The organism is Azohydromonas australica DSM 1124, assembly GCF_000430725.1.
GTDB lineage: Bacteria > Pseudomonadota > Gammaproteobacteria > Burkholderiales > Burkholderiaceae_C > Azohydromonas > Azohydromonas australica.
Genome location: NZ_AUMO01000098.1, coordinates 1 through 26,245, shown reverse-complemented (window position 1 = coordinate 26,245; position 26,245 = coordinate 1). Strand labels below are relative to the sequence as shown.

At 68.3% G+C, this 26,245-nt stretch carries 23 protein-coding genes and 2 pseudogenes; 6 read left to right on the top strand and 19 right to left on the bottom strand.

Annotated features, from left to right (window positions below; all coding sequences use genetic code 11):
• Positions 1-23: 23 nt before the first annotated feature.
• From H537_RS52940 to H537_RS43460, 10 genes are all read right to left on the bottom strand, one after another.
• On the bottom strand, positions 24-569 hold the full coding sequence (locus H537_RS52940) for a hypothetical protein (protein WP_156901756.1): 546 nt from the start codon (positions 567-569) through the stop codon (positions 24-26).
• The gene (locus H537_RS51170) at positions 569-2,344 is read right to left on the bottom strand and encodes a LysM peptidoglycan-binding domain-containing protein (protein WP_156901755.1); all 1,776 of its coding nucleotides are present in this window, start codon (positions 2,342-2,344) and stop codon (positions 569-571) included. The genes H537_RS52940 and H537_RS51170 overlap by 1 nt, the downstream gene beginning before the upstream one ends.
• Positions 2,341-5,844 carry a type VI secretion system Vgr family protein gene (locus H537_RS43475; RefSeq protein WP_051242755.1) on the bottom strand — a complete coding sequence of 1,168 codons (3,504 nt, stop codon included), beginning with the start codon at positions 5,842-5,844 and terminating at the stop codon, positions 2,341-2,343. The genes H537_RS51170 and H537_RS43475 overlap by 4 nt, the downstream gene beginning before the upstream one ends.
• A 208-nt stretch (positions 5,845-6,052) precedes the next feature.
• Positions 6,053-7,387 (bottom strand): MgtC/SapB family protein, encoded by a 1,335-nt coding sequence (locus tag H537_RS43470; RefSeq protein ID WP_043458970.1) that lies wholly within the window; start codon positions 7,385-7,387, stop codon positions 6,053-6,055.
• Between the two features lie 182 nt (positions 7,388-7,569).
• Positions 7,570-7,797 carry a hypothetical protein gene (locus H537_RS52935; RefSeq protein ID WP_156901754.1) on the bottom strand — a complete coding sequence of 76 codons (228 nt, stop codon included), beginning with the start codon at positions 7,795-7,797 and terminating at the stop codon, positions 7,570-7,572.
• 382 nt (positions 7,798-8,179) lie between these two features.
• On the bottom strand, positions 8,180-8,620 hold the full coding sequence (locus tag H537_RS0116035) for a GNAT family acetyltransferase (RefSeq protein WP_028998706.1): 441 nt from the start codon (positions 8,618-8,620) through the stop codon (positions 8,180-8,182).
• Positions 8,621-8,853: 233 nt separating this feature from the next.
• On the bottom strand, positions 8,854-9,420 hold the full coding sequence (locus H537_RS0116030; protein WP_051242753.1) for an NUDIX domain-containing protein: 567 nt from the start codon (positions 9,418-9,420) through the stop codon (positions 8,854-8,856).
• Positions 9,421-9,492: 72 nt separating this feature from the next.
• Positions 9,493-11,733 (bottom strand): xanthine dehydrogenase family protein molybdopterin-binding subunit, encoded by a 2,241-nt coding sequence (locus H537_RS0116025; RefSeq protein ID WP_051242751.1) that lies wholly within the window; start codon positions 11,731-11,733, stop codon positions 9,493-9,495.
• 45 nt (positions 11,734-11,778) lie between these two features.
• Entirely contained in the window at positions 11,779-12,777 is a 999-nt protein-coding gene (locus H537_RS0116020; RefSeq protein WP_028998703.1) for an FAD binding domain-containing protein, read from the bottom strand.
• A 12-nt stretch (positions 12,778-12,789) separates the two neighbouring features.
• A complete protein-coding gene (locus H537_RS43460) occupies positions 12,790-13,359 on the bottom strand; it encodes a 2Fe-2S iron-sulfur cluster-binding protein (RefSeq protein WP_084150711.1) in 570 nt (189 codons plus the stop codon).
• 176 nt (positions 13,360-13,535) lie between these two features.
• On the opposite strand from H537_RS43460, the gene H537_RS0116010 reads away from it, so the two are divergent.
• Both H537_RS0116010 and upp read left to right on the top strand, forming a co-directional pair.
• Positions 13,536-14,789, top strand: coding sequence for a cystathionine gamma-synthase family protein (locus tag H537_RS0116010; RefSeq protein ID WP_028998702.1), 1,254 nt, complete (start codon positions 13,536-13,538; stop codon positions 14,787-14,789).
• A gap of 72 nt (positions 14,790-14,861) precedes the next feature.
• Complete coding sequence (gene upp / locus H537_RS0116005) at positions 14,862-15,503, top strand: uracil phosphoribosyltransferase (protein ID WP_028998701.1); 642 nt, start codon at positions 14,862-14,864, stop codon at positions 15,501-15,503.
• An 81-nt stretch (positions 15,504-15,584) separates the two neighbouring features.
• Here upp and H537_RS54995 read toward each other — a convergent pair whose 3' ends face one another.
• From H537_RS54995 to H537_RS0115970, 7 genes are all read right to left on the bottom strand, one after another.
• On the bottom strand, positions 15,585-16,088 hold the full coding sequence (locus H537_RS54995) for a polyhydroxyalkanoate granule-associated phasin (RefSeq protein WP_051242748.1): 504 nt from the start codon (positions 16,086-16,088) through the stop codon (positions 15,585-15,587).
• A 96-nt stretch (positions 16,089-16,184) separates the two neighbouring features.
• The gene (locus H537_RS0115995; protein WP_028998700.1) at positions 16,185-16,733 is read right to left on the bottom strand and encodes a chromate transporter; all 549 of its coding nucleotides are present in this window, start codon (positions 16,731-16,733) and stop codon (positions 16,185-16,187) included.
• Positions 16,730-17,314 carry a chromate transporter gene (locus H537_RS0115990; protein ID WP_028998699.1) on the bottom strand — a complete coding sequence of 195 codons (585 nt, stop codon included), beginning with the start codon at positions 17,312-17,314 and terminating at the stop codon, positions 16,730-16,732. Before H537_RS0115990 ends, H537_RS0115995 begins: the two co-directional genes overlap by 4 nt.
• The gene (locus tag H537_RS0115985; protein WP_028998698.1) at positions 17,311-18,318 is read right to left on the bottom strand and encodes a D-2-hydroxyacid dehydrogenase family protein; all 1,008 of its coding nucleotides are present in this window, start codon (positions 18,316-18,318) and stop codon (positions 17,311-17,313) included. Before H537_RS0115985 ends, H537_RS0115990 begins: the two co-directional genes overlap by 4 nt.
• Before the next feature lie 85 nt (positions 18,319-18,403).
• Positions 18,404-18,778, bottom strand: coding sequence for a hypothetical protein (locus tag H537_RS49350; RefSeq protein ID WP_051242747.1), 375 nt, complete (start codon positions 18,776-18,778; stop codon positions 18,404-18,406).
• A gap of 272 nt (positions 18,779-19,050) precedes the next feature.
• On the bottom strand, positions 19,051-19,725 hold the full coding sequence (gene lexA, locus H537_RS0115975; RefSeq protein WP_028998697.1) for a transcriptional repressor LexA: 675 nt from the start codon (positions 19,723-19,725) through the stop codon (positions 19,051-19,053).
• Between the two features lie 229 nt (positions 19,726-19,954).
• Positions 19,955-20,389, bottom strand: coding sequence for an organic hydroperoxide resistance protein (locus tag H537_RS0115970; RefSeq protein WP_028998696.1), 435 nt, complete (start codon positions 20,387-20,389; stop codon positions 19,955-19,957).
• 144 nt (positions 20,390-20,533) lie between these two features.
• Between H537_RS0115970 and H537_RS43445 the strand changes: the two genes are divergently transcribed.
• The 3 genes from H537_RS43445 (at position 20,534) to H537_RS55680 (ending at position 23,867) form a co-directional block, all read left to right on the top strand.
• Positions 20,534-22,387, top strand: coding sequence for a RecQ family ATP-dependent DNA helicase (locus H537_RS43445; protein ID WP_051242745.1), 1,854 nt, complete (start codon positions 20,534-20,536; stop codon positions 22,385-22,387).
• A gap of 414 nt (positions 22,388-22,801) precedes the next feature.
• Complete coding sequence (locus H537_RS0115960; RefSeq protein ID WP_028998195.1) at positions 22,802-23,302, top strand: helix-turn-helix domain-containing protein; 501 nt, start codon at positions 22,802-22,804, stop codon at positions 23,300-23,302.
• Complete coding sequence (locus tag H537_RS55680; protein ID WP_238446674.1) at positions 23,283-23,867, top strand: IS630 family transposase; 585 nt, start codon at positions 23,283-23,285, stop codon at positions 23,865-23,867. Before H537_RS0115960 ends, H537_RS55680 begins: the two co-directional genes overlap by 20 nt.
• An 8-nt stretch (positions 23,868-23,875) precedes the next feature.
• Here the strand turns inward: H537_RS55680 and pobA are convergent, their stop codons facing one another.
• Both pobA and H537_RS43440 read right to left on the bottom strand, forming a co-directional pair.
• Complete coding sequence (gene pobA / locus H537_RS0115950) at positions 23,876-25,060, bottom strand: 4-hydroxybenzoate 3-monooxygenase (RefSeq protein ID WP_028998695.1); 1,185 nt, start codon at positions 25,058-25,060, stop codon at positions 23,876-23,878.
• Between the two features lie 111 nt (positions 25,061-25,171).
• Positions 25,172-25,915 (bottom strand): annotated as a pseudogene (locus H537_RS43440) (aromatic ring-hydroxylating dioxygenase subunit alpha); the annotation flags it as partial.
• 70 nt (positions 25,916-25,985) lie between these two features.
• On the opposite strand from H537_RS43440, the pseudogene H537_RS0115940 reads away from it, so the two are divergent.
• A pseudogene (locus tag H537_RS0115940) lies at positions 25,986-26,245 on the top strand (ISNCY family transposase); the annotation flags it as partial.

Here is a 26,245-nt window from a genome sequence, read left to right as displayed (position 1 = left end):
GGTCGGGAAAACACTCTATCAGCTCAAACGCGAGATGCTGTCCAACTATCTAAGAGCCGAGCTGCGCAGCCCGGCGGTGCGGATGGTGCTCGTTGCGTAAGTCCTATATTTGTGTCTTTAATGGTTTCTGATATTTTAATTTTCCCGTGCGCATCTATGCTAGCCATATGTGGCGCTCCAGCCTCGGTGTACGCGATGGTTCCGTCAAGTCCGTCGTGCACATCTGGCTCATCTCGGTAATTTTTTATGGCTCCAATGAGGATTCTTTTTGATGTTTGATCGCGCTGATTAAAAGTTTTGCTTACCAATTCTTTTGATATTCCGGTGGGGCGCTTTTGTATATAAACGATCCATCCGGAATAGATGTCTTCGCAGAGATTCTTGTTTTTCTGTGTACTTAAAAATTCTCTTATAATTTTCGTCATTTTTGGTTTCGTGTCTTCATGAAGGTTGACCCAGGCGACATAGGGTCCGGAAGGGAAGCCTGCCATGCTAATATTGGGGAGCAAAAAAAGAGCTGCATAAGTAGAAATTTTTTGGCTGATGGTCAATTTTCTTTGTGTATTCATTAGAGAGTTGCTCCTGTTTTTGAGTTTTCCATTGAGATGCCGAGTGCTTTGTTTGTCTCTGTTGCCTTTTTGGATTCCAATGTCAGCTTCTCGTCTGTGGATGCTTGCTGCTGGTATGAGGCTGGCACAAAATATAATAGCTTTTTTCCGCGAGCTTCTATCGGGATTGCGTCAAAGCATATGCGGTCTGACTGGTTTCCTCCCAGGACAACCAATGTCTTGTCGTCTTCCTGTGCATAAACAAAGCCGACATGCTTTCCTTGGCTGCTTTTTGCTATTACAACCAGGGCAATGCAGCCATAGATTGGTTTTTGTATTTGAGAAAAAAGTGGATTTTGGATCAGACGGTTCTGTTCATCGCGACTGTCATGGCTATAAATTCCTCTGGCGCGCGCAGCCCAGCCACCTTTGGTGTCAATTGGATATCCTGCCTGAAGTAGGCACCAGTTTACAAAAGCAGCGCACCATGCGTTGTTATTGCCAATCATGGACTTGATGCCATCCTTGATGGCGGTGTGGTAATTGGTGCCGCCAGCCTCTATGTCAGCTTCCGTCATTCCCTTCAAACGCTTCGCTTCCGCGATCGCGAAAGCCATCCAAGGCGCTCTGCGCTGGTCTGCCGGCAGCAGTGCCAAAGGTTTACCTTCTCCGTCGTCAGAGCGTGCCGGTAGGGTGGGCGTCGCAGTGATGGGGGCTGGTGGAGGTGGCGCGACGGAAGTGGTACTCGTTTTCTGCGGCCGTTTCACGGGAACACTCGGTCTGGCAACCTTGGTAGGCTTGATGTCCTGCGACGACGGACTGTAGATACTCAAAAGCTCTCCGGCAAACAGCTTGTCGTTGAAGCGCCGGTTGTCCTCCTTGATCTGATCCACACTCGTTCTGAAGCGCTTGGCGATAGCAGCCATCGTGTCGCCTGGCTGCACCTGGTAGGTGAATGGCTGTCGGTGCTTCGTGGTATCGGATGGCGGCTTGTCCGGACCCGACATGCCAAGGAAGCGCTGCAACTCAACCAACAAGCTGTAGGACTGTCCCTTGTCGCCGCCAATGGGGCCTATTTCCTTGAGTTTGTCGTCCGGTGTGCGCTGTAAAACTTGTACCGGTTCGCGTGGATGCGGAATCGGCGGGAACTGCCCCACCGCATTGGATTTCAACGGCATGTCCTTACCATTCATCCGCAAGACAATTTCCTCGTCCGCCAACGGGCGTGAACCATCAGAAGCCAGGATGGTGCTGACAGGCACCCATATTTCTTTGCGTGTGTCTGCCTCGTTGTGGTAGCCCTCCAACTTCTCGATGGCATCGGCAAGGCTGTTAAATTCTTCGTTTGAAAGCTCTCCAACCTTCTTATCGTCTGCAATACCAGTGGCCTTCAGGAGACTTTCTGCATAGACCTGGCTGTCATTGTCGCCATCTGGTGCATATTTCTTGACCAGTTCCGGAATGCACTGGCCACCGTATTTGCGCTTCAATGACGCTTCAAGCTGCGTGCGCCCCGTTTCATAGTCAGGAAAAATGAAGAAATGGTATGTGTGCGTGCCTGCCTTGTTGGGCACGCTGGCAAAGCCGATGAAGTTGCGGGTGAGCTTGGGGTTGGGCTCGCCACTGCTGTTCACCGGGGATGAAAGATCACCGCAATTGTTGATGCGCCATGGGAGCGTGCCGCCCGTACGGAGCAGATGGCGGCCATCATCTGCAATGAATTCGGCTACCTTGATCTTAGTATGGTAAGTGGCTGATATGAGGCGTGGCATGATGGCTGTTATCTGGCTGTTCAATCGTGGTTACCCTGCACGCCCTCAAGCAATGCGGTGATCATGGCTTCGTCCAGGAATTCACCATATTGCTGTGCCAAGGCTGTATCCAGATCGCTCTGGTATCGCGTCGTCGGCAAGGGGCCTTCGCCGTCAGATTCTTTCTGATCCGGTTCCTCCGGCTGAACTTGGGAACCTTCCTCGATCATGGAGTTTTTAAATGTTTCCATGCCCTGTGGTGGCGGTATACTGACCAACCGGGCAACATCCGGTCGCCCTATTTCCAGCAAAATGGATTCGCATCGGCCTGTTTTGATGCGGGGTAACCTTCCATCCTCGGGAACCATACCTTGCTCAAGGATGACGCCCTCCGCGGAATAAACCCGGTAGGGCAAGCCGCAAAGCGATGCGTCCGTAGCCAGATCGTCGGCCCCCTGTATTGCGAAACGGACGCTGAACGGACCTGGTTCGTTGAGATGGAGTTCGGGAGGCGCAGGCAATTGAAGAGCTGATTGGGAAGCCATGGCCGGCCCAGTCAAAATCTTCATCCCCGCCCTGAATTTCACGCTCCCCGGCGCCGTCACTTCGATGCCGTCGCTGTCCAGCTTCAGCGCCGCACCGGCCGCGGCCAGCAGCAGGGTTTGCGGGGAGCCGATCTCCACGCCGCCCTGGGTGCTCGCCACTTCCACGTCGGCGCGTGCCGTCAGCCGCACGGCGCCGGTGTTGGCGCTGGCCTGCACGCTGCCTGCGGCGGCGTGGATTGCGATGCCGGTCTCGGTGTTGGGCTTCTCCCGGCTCGCGGCTTGGCCGAAGGTGTAGAGCACCACGCCGCGGCGCGCGGCCAGCAGGTACTGGCCCTGCGCCATCACGTTGAGGTCCTGGCCCGCGACGAAGGTGGCCGAAGCGGTCGTGGTGAAGAGGGCGCTGGCCGGGGTGAACAGGCCGATGCCCGCCGGCGCGGCCATCACCAGTTCCGGGCGCTGCCACGCCGCTACGGTGCCCAGGCCGCCGCCGCGCCGGGATTCATCGCCCCAGCCGCCGTCGGCGTTGCCGGCCGTGGCCTGCAGGCTCTGCTGCAGCGCGTGCAGGCCGCGCTCCACGGGCAGCTGCCGATCGGCCTGCTGCGGCGTCGCGCCGGCCACCGCGGCTTCGCCCTGCAGCTTCGCCCCGTGCGCCTGCGCCGACTCGGCCAGCGCATGCAGCCGCTCCTGAGCCTGGCGCAGGACCTCCTGCGGCGCTCGGCTGTCCATCTGCTGCCCAGCGCCCGTGCTGTCGGAAAGCGCCTGCGCGCTCAGCAGCAGCCCGGCGCCGGCGCGCAGCGCGCCGTGGCCGTCACTTTGCAGGTCCAACCCGTGGCCGCGCACAGGCAGGCGCTGGTTGCCGTCCTGGTGCCGCAGCGCACCCAGCTGCAGCCGCGTGGCCGCCGTGCTGGCGGACAGCTCGATGCGCCCCTCGTCCGCGCTGTCGTCGAAGACGAGCTGGCTGCCGCCGCCCAGCCCGGTCGCGCTGCTGTCCAGCGACTGGCTGCGGTGGCCCATCAGCACGGCGGGGTGCTGGTGGGCCTCGTGCTCGCCCGCGCGCGCCGTGCCGGCGAACCACGGCGGCGCGCTGCCGACGGCGCCGGCCGGGCCCTTGACCACCTGGTTGCCCGCTGCATCGGGCCGGCCGCGGCCGTTGTAGAGCGCGCCCAGCACCACCGGCCGCTCCACGTCGCCGCCGACGAAACCCACCAGCACCTCCTGGCCCACGCGCGGGATGAACACCGCGCCGTGGTTGCGCCCGGCGTGCGCCTGCCCCACGCGCACCCAGGTGCCGCTGGACGCGTTGGCCGGGGCGTTGCTGCCGCCGTCCGGGTGCGGCAGGCGCAGGCTGCTCTCCAGGCCGCGCTGCCAGTGGAACTGGATGCGCACGCGCGCGTCGCGGTCGGTGTGCACCGGCGTGCCGTCGCCTGTGACCAGCGCGCTCTGCACCCCGGCCGCCGTGGGTGCGCGCTGTTGCCGCACGTCGGGCACGGGCAACGTGCGCAGCTGGGCAGGGGCGGCCAGCAGGTCCGTGGCGGGATCGTCCAGCGCCGGCCTCGGCGCGGCGCCCTGCGCACGCATCAGGCCCAGGCCGCTGGCCTGGACCGGCTCGAACAGCGGCCCCCAGGCCTCGGCGGACTCATGGGCGCCGGCGTGTCCGGCCTGCGGCGTGACGGCACCCAGCCGCACCGGCCGCGCCAGTGGCTGCGCCAGCAGCGCGGCCTCGTGCAGCGGGGGCTCGTCCTGCGGCTCCGCGGGCTCAGCGCGGAGCACCTCGTCCAGCGACGGCACGCGCGCCCGGTCATGCGCGTGCAGGTTGTTGCGCGTGCGGTGCTGCGCGGCCAGCACGACGAAGGTGTCGCGCGCGTCGTCGCTGCCGTCGTGGCGCGAGTGTTCCGCCAGCGTGAACACGGTGCCCGCCTGCGCGCGGCGCCAGGGGCCGCGCCCGTGCGAGAGCCCGCGCGCCGCGCCCAGCGCCTGGGCCTGGCGCGCGCACAGGCGCCGGCCCTGGTCCGCGTCCTCCCAGGCGTAGGGGCCGGGCGCGTCGCTCAGCACCAGGCCGGGCAGCGTCGGGGCGTCGGCCACGGGCGCCTGCGCCGGGCACGGGCCGGGGCAGCGGTAGTCGCGGCTGAGCTGGCTCACGCGGGACGCCGCCACGGCCGAGGCCGTGCGCCAGCGCGTGAGGCTGTCGGCGCCCAGCGTCGGGCCGCTGCCGGCGAAGCGCACCCGGGGCTGCGGGTTCGGCGCGAAGGCGACGTTGTGGTCCGCAATCACCAGGGTGTGCCGCCCCAGCGCGGCGCTGTCCGGCTCGCCCTGGTGCTCCCACCAGCAGAACAGGCCTTCCTCCAGCATCAGCCGCGACACGAAGTCGAGGTCGCTCTCGTGGTGCTGCACGCACAGGCTGCGGCGCGCGTACACGCCCGCGTCGGCCAGCGCCCAGCGCCAGGCCGGCGCGACCGGGCAGGTGCCCAGGCCGCGCGAGAACACCTCGTCCAGCACCTCCGGCACGCTGCGCTGCTGGAACACCCAGGCGTCCGAGCGCTGTGCCAGGAAGCTCAGCCAGGGCTCGATCACCAGCCGGTAGCGCGCCAGGCCGCCGTCGGCGCCCAACAGCGCGGCGGCCACCACGTGGCCGTGCCAGGGCCGCAGCGCATCGAGGCGCTCCTGGCACAGCAGCTCCACCAGCGCCGGCTGGCCGATGAGCGTCTTGAGTTCCAGGTGCGCGTCGGTCGATAGCGCCTGCACCACCAGCCGCAGGCCGGCGCGCGCCGGGCCCAGCGAGGCGTCCAGCGCCCAGGGCTGCGGGCCATCGCCCCAGCCGGGTGAGTCGTCGCCCAGTGCCGGGCCGGGGCGCGGGCCCACGGCTTCCCAGGCGTCCAGCGTCTCGCCGATGAGCGCCTCCGGCCCCAGCGGGGTGTGGAGCCTGAACAGCCGCGTGTCCTGCGAGAGCTCCGGCCGCGCCGTTCCGGCCGCCGCGGCCGGGGCGTGGGTCCATGGATCCATGGATCGTTCCCTCCCGTGCGTAGTGCCGGCGGCTGCGGTCCGGTCCGGACCGCGGAAGGGATTCAAGTTGCGCTGTCAGCCCGTCCGTGCCGCCCTCTGCGGTGGCGGACCGAGGGTCCACTGCGCGCCACTGTCTGCAACATAGAGGCTGAGAACGTTGCAAGACATTGCTGAAACCCCTGCGTCCGGGACCAGCTCGGGTGGGGTTTCAGGGGCTCGGTGCGGCCGTCGAGCGTTCCAGCTGCGCCGCCCACTGCGTCAGCCACGGCTGCACGGCGTCGGCCACCAGCAGCCCGGCCACGCCGGCCAACGCCACGCAGAGCATCGCGGTGGCCAGGCCTCGGATCAGCGGCGCGTGGCGCGTGCGCAGCACGAAGGTCAGGCTGAACACCAGGCTGGTGAAGGACGCCAGCACCGCCCCGGTCGCTGCCACCGAGGGCGAGAGGCTGCCTTGAGAGGCCAGCGTGGCCGCGGCCGCCACGGCGCTGGCGCTGGACATGAGCCCGCCCAGCACGCTCACCGCGTAGAAGCCCAGGTTGCCGAACTGCCGCTGCGTCAGCCCGCCCAGCACGTGCAGCACCAGGAACACCACGCCGTACTTCAGCGCCTGCGGCAGTGAGAAGGGCAGCTCCAGCTTCAGCGTCGCGGGCGAGGCGGGGCGCGGCGCCTGGCCGCGGCGGTGGCTCCACAGCACCAGCGCCGTGCTGGTGAACAGCATCAGCGCGAAGGTGGGCAGCGAGCCCAGCAGCACCAGCGGCGCGAAGATCAGCAGCAGGCTGGCGTTGCGCAGCAGCATGGCCGAGGTGGCGAGCAGGATGCCCCGGTACGCCGGCTGGACGAAGGCCTGCGGTGCCTGCTGCACGCGCGAGGACAGCTCGATGACGGTGAAGTTGCTGTTGACCAGCCCGCCCAGGAAGCCCGACAGCTCCGTGCCGCGGTCGCCGTAGAGCTTCCAGAGCACGTAGTTCACGAAGCCGATGGCCGCGATGAGGATCACCGTCACCCAGGCCGCGCGCGGCTCCACCAGGTGCCACGGGTCCACGGCGCCGCGCGGCAGTGCCGGGTAGATGACGATGGCCAGGATCGCCAGCAGCAGCGCCGAGCGCAGCTCGCCCTCGGTCAGGCCCATGGAGAAGCCCGCCAGCCGCTCCTTCCAGGCCAGCAGAGCGGTGGCGATCACCATCACCGCAGCCGGCGAGATGGTGTGCCCTTGGCCGCACAGCACGCCCGCCATGCCCGTCACCAGCATGGCCGCCGAGGTCGTGAGCTCGGTGCCTTCGCCGGCACGCAGCGTCTGGAGGTTGAGGAAGACGACCAGCAGCCCGACCAGCGCCAGTACCAGCAGCGAGAAGGCCGTGCCCAGCGAGCCGCCGAGTGCGCCCAGCAGGCAGATGAAGCCGAAGGTGCGCAGCCCCGCCTCCTTGCCGCGGCGCTCGCGCTCCAGGCCGATCAGCAGCCCCAGGGCCAAGCTCAGCGCCAGCCGCACCAGGATCTGCAGATACGGCCATTCGGCGGTGGGCAGGCCGGGGAGGTGATCGGACATGGGTTTCAGGCCGGGAGTTTCCCGGTGACCTTAACGCAGTCGCAACGGCAGCAGGGGTGGCCTGGAATCCTGGGAAATGTTCTCCTCGACCGCGCGCCCCCTCCAGATACGTTTATCTGCCTATCCGGGGTTCCCGGTCCTCAAGGAGTGTTGGTGTGCTTTGTTGCCAATGCCACAGCGGCTCATGAGGTCAGGAATTGCGCGTTCGGAATATGGATCTGCTTGTTCTCGTGGTCGATCGCGGCGCGCAGGATGAGCGTTCTCGAAGCCTTGTTGTCTTTGATTTGCTCTTTGACTTCGACCTCGTAGGCGGACATGTCGATGGGATATTCGTGGAATTTCTGAAGATAGGGTAGCAGTATGCTTTTGACCTGTTCTGCAATATCACGTTCCAGTCGGTCATTCTTCATGACGGTTCCCAAGGTGTTGACGATGCCCAGTGACGATTGAGCCTGCTAAAGCCAATCTTCGAAACTACATGAATTCTTGCTGCCAGCATCGCCGATCCGCGCTTTCCCGGCAAGGACCGTGCTCTTGATTCAGTCCCAGGTGTCGCTTCGGCGCATGGGGTCGTCCAGAAAGTTGCTGATACTGTGGTGCGCCTGAGAATGAAAACCATGGCATGGCGGGGTACGGCAGCCATTTCGGTGACGGCTGTCATGCTTGAAATGTCGTTCTTGGCGGGCTTTCGTGAAAAATTCACGAAAAGGGCAAATGAACGCGTGGCGCTCAAGGAGCGCCTGGGTGGCGCCCATCTTGCGTTTCACCTGCCCGCAGTATTTGAGTCGAAACCTAGGAGATTCGAGGGATGTTCTCCTCCACCTTGCGCCCCATGCTGATGCGTTCCTCCACCGCGTACCCGATGGATTGGTAGAAGGCGACGACGTCCTTGTTGCTTTCAAGGACCTGCAGGTTGATTTTCATGCAGCCCAACTCGGCCAGCGCACGTTCCGCATGGCGTACCAGCTGGGTGCCGATGCCCGTGGCCTGGAATTCAGGATGCACGGCTACCGAATACAGCCAGCCGCGGTGCCCGTCATATCCGGCCAAGGTGGTCCCCACGACCTGCTCACCGGCGAGCGCCACGAAGAACAGGCCGTCGTTGACGGCCAGTTTCTTGTCGATGCTCAGCGCCGGATCGTTGTGGCCGGTGGCGGGGCCGAATACCAGACGCCACAGGTGGATGACTTGTTGGCGATGGGGAATGTCTTGGTAAAGGGTGATTTTAGGCATGGGGATGGAATGTTTCGCGCTTTGGTTTGGCGAGGTATCGGGTAGCCGAGCTAATCCAATCCAGGGCAATGTGGCACTGAAAGAGCGTAGTGAGTTTGGGTTGAAGACTGGAGCAGTGGTGGTCGTGTGGTGTGTGCCTGTCGGAGCAGCTTGGGGCCGCCTGGATTCCCGCCTTCGCGGGAATGACGAGGTGGCAGGCGCGCTGTCCGTGCTCTGTGCTGCGCGCTTTTAAATCAAACCAACCCCTTCAACCTCAACAACCCAAACACCGCCATCGTCACCCCATCCTGAATCACGCCGTCCCGCAGCATGTTCTCGAATTCGGGCAGGGGAAAAGGGCGGCAGATCAGTCCGGCCTCTTCGGCGTCGAGTTGCTGCGCCTGCTGCGTCAAATCCGTCGCCAAGAAGGCGTTGCAGCGCTGGGTGCACAGGCCGTAGGCGATGAACATCGAGCCGGCGTGCAGCATCTTGCCGGCCACCAGGCCGGTTTCTTCGCGCAATTCGCCTCGGGCCACTTCCTCCGGCGATTTATGGGGGTCGTCTTCCCAGGCGCCCTGCGGCAATTCCCAATATCGCGCGCCGACCGGATACCGGAACTGCTCGACCAGCCAGATCTGCCCGTCCTGGATCGCCACGATCGCCGCGAAATCGGCCCGCTCCACCACGCTGTAGATGCCGGGCGCGCCGTCGGCGCGGACGATGGCGTCTTCGCGGACCCGGATCCAGCGGTTCTGGTACACGACCCTGGAGCCGGTGCAGACGATTTCCGGCGTGTCGCCGTGCGGGTTCGATTCGTTCATCCGCTCCCTCGCGGTCGGTCTTGTAATGGCCGCCGCATGGGGATGGCGTGCCCCATGCGGTCGGCTGGCTTCTTATAGCAGCGCGTCCAGCGCGATCGGCAGGTCGCGAATCCGCCGGCCGGTCGCGTGCCAAACCGCGTTCGCCACCGCCCCGGCCACGCCGGTGATGCCGATCTCGCCGATGCCCTTCGCCGCCAGCGGGCCCAGGTGCTCGTCCTCCTCCGGCACGACGATCAACTCGATGTCCGGCACGTCCGCGTTCACCGGCACGTGGTATTCGCCCAGGTTGGCGTTGGCGATGCGCCCGTAGCGCGGGTCGCGCAGCGAGTGCTCGTGCAGTGCCATCGACAGGCCCCACACGATGCCGCCCAGCAGCTGGCTGCGCCCGGTCTTGGCGTTGAGCAGCCGCCCCACCGCGTAGGCCGCCACGATGCGCGGCACGCGGATCTCGCCCAGCGCCGCGTCCACCCGCACCTCCACGAACACCGCGCCGAAGGAGTGCTTGGAGAATTTCTCGGCGTCCGGCCCGGGCGTGGCGCGCACTCTGGCTTCCAGCGCCTTTTCGTCGTGGCGCGACGCCAGCGCCTCCAGCGTCTCGCCGCGTGCCGGGTCCTGCCCGTGGCGCAGCCGGCCCTCCTTGAGCTCGACCAGCTCGTGCTCCACGCCGTGCAGCGGCGAGTTCTCGTCCGCCATCGCCAGCTCGATCAGCCGCGTGCGCAGTGCCTCGCACACGTCGTGCACGGCCGCACCGGCGCTGGCGGCGCTCATGGAGCCGCCGGACACCGGCGCCATCGGCAGCGCCGAATCGCCGATGGACAGTGCGATGCGCGAGGGCGGCAGCTCCAGCGTGTCGGCCGCCACCTGCGTCAGCAGCGTCCAGGTGCCGGTGCCCAGGTCGTGCGTGCCGCACTGCACTTGCACGCGGCCGTCCGGCAGCAGCGCGGCCCGGGCTTCCGAGGGCATGCGCTTGGCCGGGTAGGTGGCGGTCGCCATGCCCCAGCCGACCAGCGCGTCGCCGTCGCGCATCGCGCCCGGCTGCAGCTCGCGGCGCGACCAGCCGAAGGCCTCCGCCCCGCGCGCGTAGCACTCGCGCAAGGATTTGCTGGAGTAGGGCATGCCGCGCTCGGCGTCGAAGTCCGAGTGGTTGCGCAGCCGGAACGCCAGCGGATCGATGCCGGCCGCGTGCGCCAGCTCGTCCATGGCGGACTCCAGCGCGAAGCTGCCCGTGGCCTCGCCCGGCGCGCGCTGGAAGGTGGGCACGCCCACGTTCAGCGGTACCAGCCGGTGCGAGGTCGCAACGTTGTCGCAGGCGTACAGGAAGCGCGAAACCAGCGCCGAAGGCTCAACCCAGTCCTCGATGCGCGCCGTCTCGGTGTGCACGTGGTGCTCCAGCGCCGTGAGCCGGCCGTCCTGCGCCGCGGCGAGCCGGAACGCCTGCTCGGTGAAGGGCCGGTTGCCCACGGGCCCGAACATCTGCGTGCGCTCCACCATCAGCCGCACCGGCCGCTGCGCTTCGCGCGCCGCCATCGCCGCCAGCACCACGTGCGACCAAGCGGAGCCCTTGCTGCCGAAGGCGCCGCCGACGAAGGGGTTCACCACGCGCACCTTCTCCGCGTCGATGCCCAGCCGCTGCGCCACCGTCTGCCGCACGCCATGCACGTACTGCGTGGCGTCCCACAGCGTCAGCTCGTCGCCGTCCCACGCGGCCAGCGTGGCGTGCGTCTCCAGCGGGTTGTGGTGCTCCAGCGGTGTGGTGTAGGTGGCTTCATGCCGGTGCGCCGCCTCGGCCCAGCCGCCCTGCGCGTCGCCGCGCGCGCTGTCCGGCTCCTGGCCTTGCGCCTCCTTGGGCGGGTGTGCCTCGGCCTTGGCCTGCCCGAAGTCCAGCACGGGCGTCTCTTCCTCGTACTCGACCTTCAGCAGCCGCGCCGCCTGGCGCGAGGCTTCCAGCGTCTCGGCCACCACCACGGCGATGGGCTGGCTGTCGTAGTGCACCCGGTCGTCCTGCAGCAGCGACAGCGTGCGCCCGGCCGGCGGCTTGATGCCGGCCTGCCCGCCCTCGGGCAGGCGCGGCGCGTTGAAGGGCGTCATCACCAGCAGCACGCCGGGCTCGCGCTTCGCGGCGCTGTCGTCGATGGCGCGCACGCGCCCGCAGGCGATGCGGCTCAGCACCATCGTCGCGTGCGCGAGGCCCGGGGCGTCGAAGTCGGCCGCGTAGCGGGCCTCGCCGCAGACTTTCAGGGGACCGTCCACGCGGGAGAGGCCGCCGCCGAGCCGGCCGTCCTGTTCGCCGCCGGCAGCGGGCGTCACGGTCATGGGAAGGGGAGATGCGTCCATGGCGTTGTCCTGCAGAGGCTGCGCTCAGAGCGTGCTGCCGCGTGCGGCGCGCGCGAGGGCGCGGCGCACGGCGCGGCGCGCCAGCTCGATCTTGAAGTCGTTGTGGCCGAAGCCGCGGGCGCCGGCGAGCAGCGCGTCGGCGGCGTCGGAGGCCGCGGCGGCGTCATCGGGCAGGCGCCCGACCAGCGCCTGCTCCGCCGCCACCACGCGCCAGGGCTTGTGGGCCACGCCGCCCAGCGCCAGGCCCGCGCGCTCCACGCGGCCGTCGCCGTCCAGCTCCAGCGCCACCGCCACGGACACCAGCGCGAAGGCGTAGCTGGCGCGGTCGCGCAGCTTCAGGTAGTGGCTGTGGCCGGCCGCTTTCGACGGCGGCAGCTCGACGGCGGTGACCAGCTCATCCGGCTCGATTTCCGTGTCGCGCTCGGGCGTGTCGCCCGGCAGCCGGTGGAAGTCCGCCAGCGCCAGCGTGCGCTCGCCGCGGGCACTGCGCAGCAGCACGCGCGCGTCCAGCGCTGCCAGCGCCACGGCCATGTCCGACGGGTGCGTCGCGATGCAGTGCTCGCTGGCGCCGAGGATGGCGTGCTGACGGTTGAAGCCCTGGAGCGCGTCGCAGCCGGTGCCCGGCTCGCGCTTGTTGCAGCGCTTGAAACCGTCGTCGTAGAAGTAGAGGCAGCGGGTGCGCTGCAGCAGGTTGCCGCCAACGGTGGCCATGTTGCGCAGCTGCTGCGTGGCGCCGGCCAGCAGGGCACGCGCCAGCAGCGGGTAGCACTGGCGCACCTGGGCGTCGTCGGCCGCGTCGCTGTTGCGCACGCCCGCGCCCAGGCGCAGGCCGCCGTCGGGCAGCGGCTCGATCGCGTCCCAGGGCAGGCGGCTGACGTCGACGAGCTTGCAGGGGCGGGCGATGCCGCCCTTCATGAGGTCCAGCAGGTTGGAACCGCCGGCGATGGCCGCCACGCCGGGCTGTGCCATCAGCGTCAGGGCCTCGTCAAGGGAGCCGGGGCGCTGGTAGAGGAAGCTGTCCATGTCGCGCGCTCCTCAGCCCGGGTTCGAGTCCAGCGCCTGCCGCACCGCACGCACGATGTTCGGATAGGCGCCGCAGCGGCAGAGGTTGCCGCTCATGCGCTCGCGGATCTCGTCGTCGCTCAGCGGGCCCTCGATGCGGCACAGGTCCGGCGTGACGGCGCTGGCGCGGCCGGCCCGGGCCTCGTCCAGCAGCGCCACCGCCGAGCAGATCTGCCCGGGCGTGCAGTAGCCGCACTGGAAGGCGTCCTGCTCGATGAAGGCCGCCTGCACCGGGTGCAGCGCCTCGGGCGTGCCCAGGCCTTCGACGGTGGTGAGGCTGCGGCCCTCGCACATCACCGCCAGCGTCAGGCAGCTGTTGATGCGGCGCCCGTCCACCAGCACGGTGCAGGCGCCGCACTGGCCGCGGTCGCAGCCTTTCTTGGTGCCGATGAGCTTCAGGTGCTCGCGCAGCGCGTCGAGCAGCGTGACGCGGGGCTCCACTTCCAGCTCATGGGGCTGGCCGTTGAGTTCGAAGGCGATGCGGCAACGGGGCGTTTCGGCCGCGGCCGGCGGGGCCGTGGCGGGGGTGACGGGCTGGTCCATGGCGGGCGGGGCGCGGCGGGCGCGAGGCGTGAAGCGGTCGCGCTCATCGGCAAGGGCTGTTCCTGGCAAAGCCGCGGCTGCCGGGCCGGCTCGGCCGGCGCGGCCCGGGGACAATCGCTCTGGACGGGCCGCGCGCCGGCCCGGGCAATCTCACTTCAAACAAGGAAACAGGGCACATGGGCCATCCGCCAGGAAAGAACGAGCCAGGGCTGACCACGACCATCGTCCACGGCGACCGCGCCTCCGGCGTGGAGCACGGCGGCCTGCGCAAGCCGATCCACACCTCGGTGCAGTACGGCTTCGAGCGGGTGGAGGACCTGATCGGCGTGTTCCAGGGCACGCTCAAGGGCGGCTTCAACTACGCGCGCCAGGGCACGCCGACCACCGCGGCGCTGGAGGCCAAGCTGACGCGGCTGGAGCAGGGCGCCGGCACTATCTGCTTCTCCACCGGCATGGCGGCGATCTCGGCGGTGTTCCTCACGCTGCTGCGCGCCGGCGACCACTTGGTGGCCAGCAAGTTCGTGTTCGGCAACACCAACAGCCTCTTCGGCACGCTGCGCCGCTTCGGGGTCGAGGTCACGACGGTGGACGCGGGCTCGGTGGACGCCGTGAGGGCGGCGCTGCGGCCCGAGACGCGGATGGTGTTCGTCGAGACCATCGCCAATCCCGGCACGCAGGTGCCGGACCTGGAGGCCATCGGCGAGCTCTGCCGCGAGCGCCGGCTGCTCTACGTGGTGGACAACACCGTCACCTCGCCGGCGCTGTTCCGCCCGCGCGGCGTGGGCGCGAGCCTGGTGGTGCACTCGCTGACCAAGACCATCGCCGGCCACGGCGTCGCGCTGGGCGGCTCGGTCACCGACACCGGGCTGTTCGACTGGCGCGACTGCCCGGCCATCTTCGAGGCCTACCGCGGCGGCGACCCGGCGCAATGGGGCCTGCTGCAGCTGCGCAAGAAGGGCCTGCGCGACATGGGCGCGGCGCTGTCGGCCGAGCAGGCGCACCAGATCGCCACCGGCGCGGAGACGCTGGCGCTGCGCGTGCGGCAAAGCAGCGACACCGCGCTGCGCTTGGCGGCCTTCCTGGAGGCGCATCCGGCCGTGGCGCGCGTGCACTATCCCTGGCTGGCCTCGCATCCGCAGCACGAGCGGGCGCGGCGCTGGTTCCAGGGCGGCTCGTGGCTGCTGTCCTTCGAGCTGCGCGACGCGGCGCGCACGGTCGAGGTGCTCAACCGGCTGCGCCTGCCCATCAAGGCCACGGGGCTGGGCGACACGCGCACGCTGGTGATTCCGGTGGCGCCGACGATCTTCTGGGAGGCCGGCCCGGCGGTGCGGGCCGACATGGGCATCGCCGACGGGCTGGTGCGCGTGTCGATCGGCCTGGAGGACGCGCAGGAGCTGATCGACGACTTCGGTCAGGCGCTGGGCGCCTGAGCCGCCGCGCCGGCCCGGAGCCCGCCAGGCCCTCTGCCGGACGTGACCGAGCGAGCACTTAGACTTCCGCCCATGCCCATCATCGACGTCACTCACCCCCTGGTGAAGCACAAGATCGGCCTGCTTCGCGAGGCCGGCATCTCCACCAAGAAATTCCGCGAGCTCACGCACGAACTCGCCAGCCTGCTGGCCTACGAGGCCACGGCCGACTTCCCGCTGGAAAAGACCACCATCGACTGCTGGAGCGGTCCGGTGGAGGTGGTCCAGATCAGCGGCCTGAAGGTCACCGTGGTGCCCATCCTGCGCGCGGGCCTGGGCATGCTCGACGGCGTGCTGGACATGGTGCCCAACGCCAAGATCAGCGTGGTGGGCCTGTCGCGCAACCACGAGACGCTGCAGCCCGAGCACTACTTCGAGAAGTTCGTCGGCCACTTGGACCAGCGCACGGCACTGATCGTGGACCCGATGCTCGCCACCGCCGGCTCGATGATCGCCACCATCGACCTGCTCAAGTCGCGTGGCTGCAAGGACATCCGCGCGCTGGTGCTGGTGGCCGCGCCCGAAGGCATCGCCGCGCTGCAGGCCGCGCACCCGGACGTGCGCTGCTGGACCGCCGCGGTGGACTCGCACCTCAACGAGCTGGGCTACATCATCCCGGGTCTGGGCGACGCGGGCGACAAGATCTTCGGCACCAAGGACGAGGAGACGCGCTGACAGCCAGAGCGCGTCTGCACGGAGAGCAAGAGGAAGAAGAGGCGGCCCGCGGGCCGCCTCTTTTCGTTGGAGGACGGTTCCTCAAGCGCTGCGCCGCTTGGGCCGCAGCGGCGTCACCACCGCCTTGGCGCGCTTGGCCGGCGCCACCGCGGCCACCACCGGGACGATGCCCGCCGTTGCGGCCGCGGCCGGCGAGAGCGCCACGCGCGACAGCCGCTGCGCATTGGCCGTCACGCGCTTGTGCACCGGCTTGAGCCCGGCCGCCGTCACGCCCGGCATCGCGCGCAGCCAGGGGCTGGGGTCCATCCAGGCCTGCGGCTTCCACCACGCGCTCATCAGCGCCAGCGCCGCGTTCTGCTGCGCCTGCCACATCTGCAGCATCACGGCGAAGGCGGATTCGCCCACCGCCTCCAGCTTCTCCGCGCCCATGCGGTGGAATTCCTTGAGGTCGCGCGCCGATGGCGTGTGACCGGCGAGCGCCATGCGTGCGCTGCGGTGCGCGATGACCTGTGGTGTCGACAGGGCGATCTCCCACATCGTCTGCGCGTTGCGCCACCACGGCGCCAGGGATGAGAGGGACTGCATGGGTAAATCTCCAGGGTTCGGGATGGCACGACCCAGGCAAATGGGACGCCCGGCCGGGCGCATCGGCGCCCGTGGCGCGGCCTGCGCCGAACCTACTCAGGCCAGTCCCAGCGCCCCGGCCGCGGCGCCCGCCGCGATCAGCCACAGCGGGCTGAGGCGCCAGCGCCATGACACCAGCGCGCTGCCGGCGAACAGCGCCAGCGCGCCCAGGTGCGCGTGCGCGGGCTCGGCCAGCAGCCAGCCGGTGGACAGCAGCAGCGCCACCGTCAGCGGCGCCAGGCCGCCGGTGAAGGCGCGCACCTCGCGGCTGTCGCGCCGGCGGCGGCTCCAGTGCGCCAGCGCCAGCGTGAGCACGCTGGAGGGCAGCAGGATGCCGGCCATGGTGGCGACGGCTCCCGTCACGCCGCCGATCTGCCAGCCCAGCACCGCCACGAACAGCACGTTGGGCCCGGGCGCGGACTGCGCCAGCGCGATGGACTGGCTGAAGTCGGCACTGCTGATCCAGCCGTGCTCGCGCACCAGGAAGCGGTGCATCTCGGGCGCGGTGGTGATCGCGCCGCCGATGGACAGCAGCGACAGCAGCATGAAATGCAGGACCAGCTGTGCCCAGTCGGCCCAGCCCAGCGCGGTGGCGGCAGCGCTCATTTCGACGGCCTTTCGGCGCCCAGCCTCCACCAGGCCCACAGCACCGAGCCCACGCCCACGCTGCCCAGCACCCACGGCAGCGGCCAGTGCAGCACCAGGATCAGCACCAGCGACAGCGCCACCACGCCCATCGCCGCCAGCCAGCCCAGCGGGCTCTTGCGCAGCGAGGGCAGCAGCTTCAGGCCCATGGCGAGCACCAGCCCGGCGGCCACGGCAGCCATGCCGCGCAGCGCGCCGGCCACGGGCGCGAGATTGCTGAAGCGGCCGTACAGCGCCACCAGCACCAGCACGATCAGCGTCGGCACGGCGGTGAGGCCCAGCAGCGCCGCCGCGGCGCCGCGCAGGCCGAAGTGGCGGTGGCCGAACATCAGCGACATGTTCACGATGTTGGGCCCGGGCAGCACCTGCCCGAGAGCCAGCAACTCCAGGAACTCCGCCTTGGTCAGCCAGCCCAGCCGTTCGACCAGCTCGTGCTGCGCCACCGGCAGCACGCCGCCGAAACCCTGCAGCGCCAGCCGGTTGAAGGCCAGCGCCAGCGCCCACGCGCTGCGCGGCCGGTGGGCGGGACCTTCCTCGTTCAACGGTTCACCTGGAGCGCTTCCGGGTTGACGATGTTGATGGGTTGCTTGTTGAGGTAGGCCAGCACGTTGTCGAAGGCCGCGCCGAAGTACAGCTCGTAGCTGTCCTGCTCCACGTAGCCGATGTGCGGCGTGCACACGGCGTTCTCCAGCCGCAGCAGTGGGTGGCCCTGCAGGGTGGGCTCGGACTCGAACACGTCCACCGCCGCCATGCCCGGGTGGCCCTTGTTCAGCGCTGACACCAGCGCGTTCTCCTCCAGCAGCTCGGCGCGCGAGGTGTTGACGAAGAGCGAGGTGGGCTTCATGCGCGAGAGGTCCTCCAGCGTCACGATGCCGCGCGTGTCGTCGTTCAGGCGCAGGTGCAGGCTCAGCACGTCGCAGCGCTCGAAGAAGTCCTGCTTGCTGCTGGCCACCAGGTGGCCGTCGGCCTGGGCCTTGGCCAGGGAGGCGTCGCGGCCCCACACCAGCACGTCCATGCCGAAGGCGCGTGCGTAGCCGGCCACGATCTGGCCGATCTTGCCGTAGCCCCACAGGCCCAGCGTCTTGCCGCGCAGCACCATGCCCACGCCGAAGTTCGGCGGCATCGAGGCGGCCTTGAGCCCGGACTGCTGCCACGCGCCGTGCTTGAGGTTGCTGATGTACTGCGGCAGCCGCCGCATGGCGGCCATGATCAGCGCCCACGTCAGCTCCGCTGGTGCCACCGGCGAGCCCACGCCCTCGGCCACGGCGATGCCCAGCCGCGTGCAGGCCTCGATGTCGATGTGCGGTCCCACGCGGCCGGTCTGCGCGATCAGCCGCAGCTTGGGCAGCTTCTCCAGCAGCAGGCGCGGGAACTGCGTGCGCTCGCGTATGAGCACCAGCACCTCCGCGTCGCGCAGACGTACCGAGAGCTGTCCTATGCCCTTGACGGTATTGGTGAACACCTTGGCGTTGAGGTGTTCGAGCTTGCTGGCGCAGCGCAGTTTGCGTACCGCGTCCTGGTAGTCGTCGAGGATGATGATGTTCATGGGCAGCGCGGATTCTGCCTGCGCCGCTCGGCGAGCCCTCCGAGAGGAGGCTCGCGACGCCCTCAAAAGGCGCCGCCGCGGGCCCTCAGCGCCGCGGGGGTGCCGCCGGCGCGGAGGCCAGGCGCCGGGTCTGAAAGTGCCGGTCCACCGCCGTCATGCGCCGCTGCGCTTCGGACTCGCTGCTGTGCCGCGCCACCAGCCCGAACACCGCCGAGCGCAGGTGCCACAGCTCCTGCAGCCCCGGGCTCACGCGCACGCGGGCGCGCAGCCGCTCCGCCTCGTCGCCCGGCAAGCCTTCCAGGGCCGCCTCGAAGGCTTGCCGAACTTCGTCGGACAGGCCGTCCGACCACGGCCACAGCCAGCGCGTCAGGTAGCGCCAGCGGCTGTCATACGTGCCGAAGCTGGTCGCCCCGGGTGCGCAGACTTCGGTACGGGAACAGGAGCGGCGGAAGAATTTCATGGCTCGCGACAAGGATTGCGTCGCATTGTGGAAGCAGCGCCTCGCACCCGAACCTGTGAAATAAGCCGCTTGACAGTCGTATTTCAATCCGTAACGGACTGTGAAAATTCCGCAGCCCCTTGGGCCCGAAGCGGTTTGCCGGCTCGCAGCCCGTGGCCGGCGGCCCGGCCGACCGGGCGTTTCGGCTGGAGAAGGAAGGGCAATGCCGGCGAGCGGCGGAGCGTCGTCCGCCGCTGTGCCACCGCGGCCTTGGCGGGCCGCGGTGCCGCGCTTCACATCAGCGGCGTGTTGCGGATCAGGCCCACGGCCACGCCTTCGAGCGCGAAGTCGTTGCTGCCGGGGGCGATGCGGATGGGCTGGAACTCGGGGTTCTCGGGCAGCAGCTCGATGCCCGCGCGCGTGCGCTGGAAGCGCTTGACCGTGACCTCGTCGCCCAGGCGGGCCACGACGATCTGGCCGTTGCGCGCGTCGTCGGCCTTCTGCACTGCCAGCAGGTCGCCGTCGAGGATACCCGCGTCGCGCATGCTCATGCCGCGCACGCGCAGCAGGTAGTCGGGCTTGGCGGGGAAAAGCGCGGGGCTGACCTGGTAGAGCTGGTCGATGTGCTCCTGGGCCAGGATCGGGCTGCCGGCGGCCACGCGGCCCACCAGCGGCAGCGACAGCGCGGCGGCCATGATGGTGGAGGGCAGCGGCGCGTCCTCGGCGCGCGCGGAGCGCAGCGCGCGCAGCGTGTCGGACTTCAGCCGGATGCCGCGCGAGGTGCCGCCCACGAGCTCGATGGCGCCCTTGCGCGCCAGCGCCTGCAGGTGCTCCTCGGCGGCGTTGGCGGAGCGGAAGCCCAGCTGCGCCGCGATCTCGGCGCGCGTCGGCGGCGCGCCGGTGCGCTCGATGGCCTCCTGTACCAAGTCGAACACCTGCTGCTGGCGGGGCGTGAGGGTGGTATTCATGGGGCGGCTCAGGCGGCTGGTGGAATTGCTGCGCGCTGCGGCCTGCGGCCGGGCGCGAGGGCGGGGGTCGGAATCCATACCTGTATTTTCATCCATGGAGTGAGCGCATGCAAAGCCGATTTGCCGTGCCGCGTGCTTCGCGGGCGCCGCGGCGGGCCCGCATGAAAAACGGCGCCCCGCAGGCGCCGCTCGTCGATCCGGGGCGGGCCGCCGCGCGGCCCCGTGGGTGTCAGACCACGTTGAGCTTCACGTCCACGTTGTTGCGCGTGGCGTTCGAGTACGGGCAGACCTCGTGCGCCTCGGCCACCAGCTTCTCGGCGGCGGCGCGGTCCATGCCGGGGATGGAGATGTCCATGTCCACCTGGATGCCGAAGGCACCGGGCTTGTTGGCGTGCGGGCCGATGGCGACCTTCGAGGTGATCGACACCTCGCCCGGCAGCTGCAGCTTCTGGCGTCCGGCCACCGCCTTCATCGCGCCGATGAAGCAGGCCGAGTAGCCCGCGGCGAAGAGCTGTTCCGGGTTCGTGCCCTGGCCGTCGTCGCCGCCCAGCGCCTTGGGCGTGGACAGCGTCACCGTCAGGCGCCCGTCGTCGGACTTCGCGCTGCCGGCGCGGCCACCCGTGGCGGTGGCGTTGGCGGTGTAGAGGGCTTTTTCGATCGCCATGGTCTTCCTCGTGAGGGTTGTTGGAGGGGCAGGCAGTGTAGGTAGCCGGCGCCCCGCAAGGCCCGGGGAACGTCCCTGCCGCAACCAAGGGAATACGGCTTGCCGAACGGCTGCCCATCACAGCTCCCTTTCTCCGGCAACCCGATGACCGCCAACAACCTTCCCGCGGCGCTGCGCCGTTCCCTGCGCCGCACTTTCGGCCTGCGCGAGTTGCGCGAAGGCCAGCAGGCCGTGATCGAGCGCGTGCTCGCCGGCCAGGACACGCTGGCCGTCATGCCCACCGGGGCCGGCAAGTCGCTGTGCTACCAGCTGCCCGCGCTGCACCTGGACGGGCGCACGGTGGTGGTGTCGCCGCTGATCGCGCTGATGCACGACCAGGCCAGCAAGTTGGGAGAGGCAGGCGTGGAGGCCGCGCAGCTCAACAGCGCGCGGCCCGCGTCCGAGCAGAAGGACTCCATGGCGCGCATCGCCGAGGCGCGCAGCGACATCGTGTTCACCACGCCCGAGCGGCTGGAGGACGTGAACTTCATCGAGACGCTGCGCCAGGCCGGCGTGGCGCTGCTGGTGGTGGACGAGGCGCACTGCATTTCGCAGTGGGGGCACGACTTCCGCCCGGCCTTCCTGGGCATCGGCACCGCGCTGCGCGCGCTGGGCAACCCGCCCGTGCTGGCGCTCACGGCCACCGCCACCGACCAAGTCATCGTCGACATCCGCCGCCACCTCGGGCGCCCGGAGCTGCAGGTGGTGGACACCGGCGTGTACCGGCCCAACCTGCGGCTGCAGGTGGCCGTGTGCGACAGCGAAAAGCACAAGTTCGAGACGCTGCAGCGGGCGCTGGCCAAGACCGACGGGCCGGGCATCGTCTACGCCGCAACGGTCAAGACCTGCGAGGAGATCTACCAGCGCCTGGGCGCCGCGGGCGAGTCCGTCACGCGCTACCACGGCAAGCTGCGCGCGGCCGAGCGCCAGGCCAACCAGGAGCGCTTCATGAGCGGGCAGGCGCGGGTGATGGTGGCGACCAACGCCTTCGGCATGGGCATCGACAAGGCCGACCTGCGCTTCGTGCTGCACTACCAGCTCCCCGGCAGCCTGCTGGCCTACTACCAGGAGGCCGGCCGCGCCGGGCGCGACGGCGAGGCCGCCGACTGCGCGCTGCTCTACCACCGTCCGGACCGCCAGGTGCAGCAGTTCTTCCTCGCGCGCAGCCGGCCCGACCGCGACGAGCTGCGCGCGGTGCTGGACGCGCTGAGCCAGGCGCCGCTGTCGGCGGCGGCGTTGCTGCAGCGCTTGCCGGGCTTCACGCGCCACCGCCTCATGCACGTGCTGACGCTGCTGCGCGACGCGGGCGCGGTGCGCGCCAACCGCACGCGCGCGTGGTCGCTGCTGCCGGGCGCCGAGTCGCTGGACCTGGCGCCGCTGGTGGCGGACCACGACGCCCGCGCCGAGCACGAGCACGAGGCGCTGGAGCGCATGGTGTTTTATGCCCAGACCGGCCTGTGCCGCTGGCGCGTGCTGCTGGAGCATTTCGAGCAGGAGCCGCCTTTCGAGGGCGAGCATTGCGGGCACTGCGACAACTGCCTGAACTTCGCTGCGGCGCAGGAGGCGGTGCAGGCGGAGGCGCCGCGGCCGGCCGTCGCCGCCGCCGCAACGGCGGCGGCCAACGAGTCGATCCCGGCCGCAGCGCTGCAGGAGCAGCCGCGCCCGCAGGCAGTGACGCAGGGGCCGGCCTCGGCCTTGCCCGAGGCGCCGGTCGCTGCGGCAGCCCCGCCCAGCCTGCGCAAGCCCGGCAAGCCGCTGTCGCTGTCCGCGCCGGCGCCGTTCCAGGTCGGCGACCCGGTGCGCGTGCCGCGCTACGGCAGCGGCCACGTCGCCTCGGCCAGCGCGGAGGAAGTGGCGATCAAGTTCCCCGACGGGCGCACGCGGCGCTTCGTGGCGCAGTACGTCCAGCGTGAGCAGGGCGGCGCGGGCATGCCGCCGCAGGGCGCGGCCGTGGCTTGAGAGACGGGGGCGCGGTCCGGCGGCCGGACGCGCGCGCGAGATCAGCCTGCCCGGGATCGATGCGAATCCAACGGTAGCCCGGCGCGCATGCCGCGCCGGCTGCCTGCAGTGTGTGCTGGATCAACGAATGGTTGATTCTTCCATGGCACGTGGCCGCGGCTTGATGCGTCTCAAGCATTCGTCGGCTCTTTGCCGGCGCGCACGGCCGCGGTGCTCGCGGCTCTGAGAAGCAGTCAAACACTTGAGCCCGATAAAGCGGGTTTTGACCCGCCAAACCTCCTCAATAGCGGCCGCCGCAGCTCGTACGATCGATGGTGCGTGCTTATTCAACTAAACAACAAGGGCAAAGGCCTGATTCCAAAGCGCTATTGAGAGTGAAACAATGGCTGGGTCTGCCACTGCGGGGACACGGCCATGTCGAGAACAGCGAGCGGTAGCGAAGTGCTGGAGCAGGCGCAGCAGGCGTTGCGCGAGGCCAAGACGGTGGAGGAGCTGCGCCAGGCGCAGGCGGTGGTACTGCCGCTGCTGTTGGGCCTGTCCATCGAGCAGACCGCTGCGGCGCTGGGCGTCTCAGTAGGCTGGGCGTGCCAGCTGCGCCGGCGCTTCATCACTGCGGGCCACCTCGTGCGGCGCACGCGGCCTGCGCAGGGGCCACGCGCTTACCTCAGTCGAGTCGAGGAAGAGGTCTTGCTGGAGCCCTTCGTCGAGCGTGCACGCCAGGGCCAGATCGTCGTGGCGGCCGAGATCCGCGCAGCGCTGGAGCAGCGTCTGGGCAAGCGCACGGCACCCTCCACGGTCTACAACTTGTTGCGCCGCCATGGCTGGCGAAAGCTCGCACCCGACCGGGTGCATCCGCAGGGCGATCCGCCAGCACAGCGGCGGTGGAAAAAAAAGGTTGCCCCGAAAACTGGCTGAGCTGCAGACGAGGCCTTGGCGCGGCCTGAGCGAGCGCGCGCCGCTGCGCGTGATGTTCCAGGACGAGGCACGCTTCGGACGCATCGTGGATCTGCGCCGCTGCTGGTGCCCCAAGCCCTGGCGCCCCGTGTGTCGCGCCGTCGTCAGCCGTCAGTACACCTATGCCTATGCCGCTGCATCGATCAGCGACGGGCAACTCGACACGCTGGTGCTGCCACACGTCAACGCCGAGTGCATGCAGCTCTTCGTCGATGAAGTGGCGCGGCGCCACCCCAACGAGCGCATCGTGCTGGTCATCGACGGTGCCGGTTGGCATCACGAGGCGGCTGTGCAGTGGCCGCCCAACGTGCGACCGCTGTTCCTGCCGCCTTACTCACCCGAGCTCAACCCCGTGGAGCACCTGTGGGACGAGTTGCGCGAGAAGTACTTCCACAACCGCTTCTTCGACAGCCTCGAAGCCGTCGAGAACCAGCTCGAACACGCGCTGCGCAGCCTCGAACACGATCCCCAGCGCGTGCGATCCATTACCGCTTGGTCTTGGATCATTACTTCACTTCCAAATTGAAGTTGGAATCAGTCGTTGAAGTCCAGCGGCAGGCCTACGTAGTTTTCGGCCACTGTGCGCGCCGCTGCTTCAGAGCGCAGCACGTAATCGAGCTCGGCGCTCTGGAACTTGGCGTTGATACCGCCGTCGTCAGGAAAGCGGTGCATCAGGCTGGTGAACCACCAGGAAAAACGCTCGGCTTTCCAGATGCGTGCCAGGCAGCGCTGCGAGTAGCCATCGATGCCGGCTTGCGACTTCTCCACGTAGTACTCGATGAGCGCCTGGGAGAGGTATTTCACGTCCGTGGCGGCCAGGTTCAGGCCCTTGGCGCCGGTGGGCGGAACGATGTGCCCGGCGTCTCCGGCCAGGAACATGCGCCCGAAGCGCAGTGGCTCGGTCACGAAGCTTCGCAGCGGTGCGATGCTCTTCTCCAGGGACGGGCCTGTCACCAGCTTCTCGCGCCCTTCCTCGTCCAGCCGCAGGCGCAGCTCGGCCCAGAAAGCCTCGTCGCTCCACTGCTCCACCTTGTCGGTCAGCGGTACCTGCAGGTAGTAGCGGCTGCGCGTCTTGCTGCGCTGCGAGCACAGGCCGAAGCCGCGAGGGCTGTTGATGTAGATGAGCTCGTCGGCCACCGGCGGCGTGTCCGACAGCAAGCCCAGCCAGCCGAAGGGGTACACCTTCTCGTACTCCGTGATGGCGCCGCGCGGGACGCTGGCACGGCAGACACCGTGAAAGCCGTCGCAGCCTGCAATGAAATCACACTGGATCTCGTGTGTCTTGCCGTCCTTTTCGTAAGTCACCGAAGGATGGGTGGTGTCGAAGCCATGGACCGCCACGTTGCGGGCCTCGTAGACGGTTGGCAACCCCAAGGCTCGACGCGCTTCTATCAGGTCGCGCGTGACCTCGGTCTGGCCATAGACCATCACGTTCTTGCCGCCGGTGAGGTGGTTGAGGTCGATGCGGTGGCGCTTGCCATCGAAGAGCAGCTCGATGCCGCCGTGCACCAGGCCCTCTTGATGCATGCGGCTGCCTGCACCCACCTCGTCGAGCAGGTCGACCGCCACCTGCTCCAGGATGCCGGCGCGGATGCGCCCGAGCACGTACTCGGCGCTCTGGCGTTCGAGGATGACGGCGTCGATGCCGGCCTTGTGGAGCAGTGCTCCCAGTAGCAAGCCGGACGGTCCGGCGCCAATGATTGCAACCTGAGTTCGCATGGGTGTTCGCTTTGGTCAGTGAATGGGTGGGAACCGCTGCCTGGCGCCATGAACGCGCCGGCCAGCGACTTTTCGGTGGGCGCTGGCGCGCCCCAGACGCAAGAGTGAGCTTCAGGCCTGGGCCAGCTCCTGGTGTCTTTGCTGCTCCAGCAGCCGCGCGATGACGCGACACGCGCGTACGGCGCCTGCGTCGACGTGAATGTCCAGCCAGGTCGCCTGTTGGCCGAACTGCACCATGTTGCGGTGCTGCGCCTCGATGACAGTCTTGTCCTCGTCAAAGGTGAACTTGGTCTGCTCGATGACCGTGTCGATCGTCTCGGGCATGTCCGGGTGCCTGTTGCTGGCCATGCTCCAGAAGTAGTGCGCCGTGGTTTCGGTCTCCGGTGTGATGCCGTGGAAGCCGCGCATGTGAAAGCCTCCTCGGTTCGAGTCGTCCAGCGCACCATGTCCCGGCTCGATGGCATCGGTCCAGATGCGCAGGTGCGTGAGGTCGAACTTAATCTCCTGCCAGCGGTCACAGGTTTCGCCGAAAGGCCAGGCCGCCTTGTAGGTGGGCGGGGGCGGCGTGCCCGGCATCAGGCGCACTACCTTCACGCAGTCTCCCTCGGCCGTGACTTTCATCTGAGCGTTCATGTGCTGGCGCGCATTACCGCAGATGGTCTTGAGGTGCACGTAGCCCAGGTGGGAAAGATTCAGCAGGTTGTCGTGAATGAGCTGGTACGGCGCGTCGTAGTGGTAGGCACCGCTGCCGAACTTGTAGCGTGGGTCGTCGTGATGCGGGTAGGCCGGGGCCTCCTTTGTCGGCGCGGCGCCTTCGGTGCTGAGCATCCAGATCCAGACGATCTGGTTTTTTTCTAGGACGGCAGAACTTGCTGAACGTTGAATCCTCCAAGAGAGATCGTTTGCTGCCACGCGGAGGTGTGCGATGGCGCGACTTTCTTGCAGAGGTGTGCCGCAGCGGGTCCAACTGCTGTCGGTGTTGAGGCAGCAATGCCCGGCGTGCGCTGAGTCGCTGCACTGGCGCTACGAGAACCGCCGCACGGTGGTGACGCTGGGCGGCATGCTGGGACTGCGCATGCGGATCTCACGCTGCGAGAACGTGTCGTGCGAGCGCTACCACCAGCCCTACCGCCCCGAGGCTGAAGGAGCGCTGGTGCTGCCCCAGCATGAGTTCGGGCTGGACGT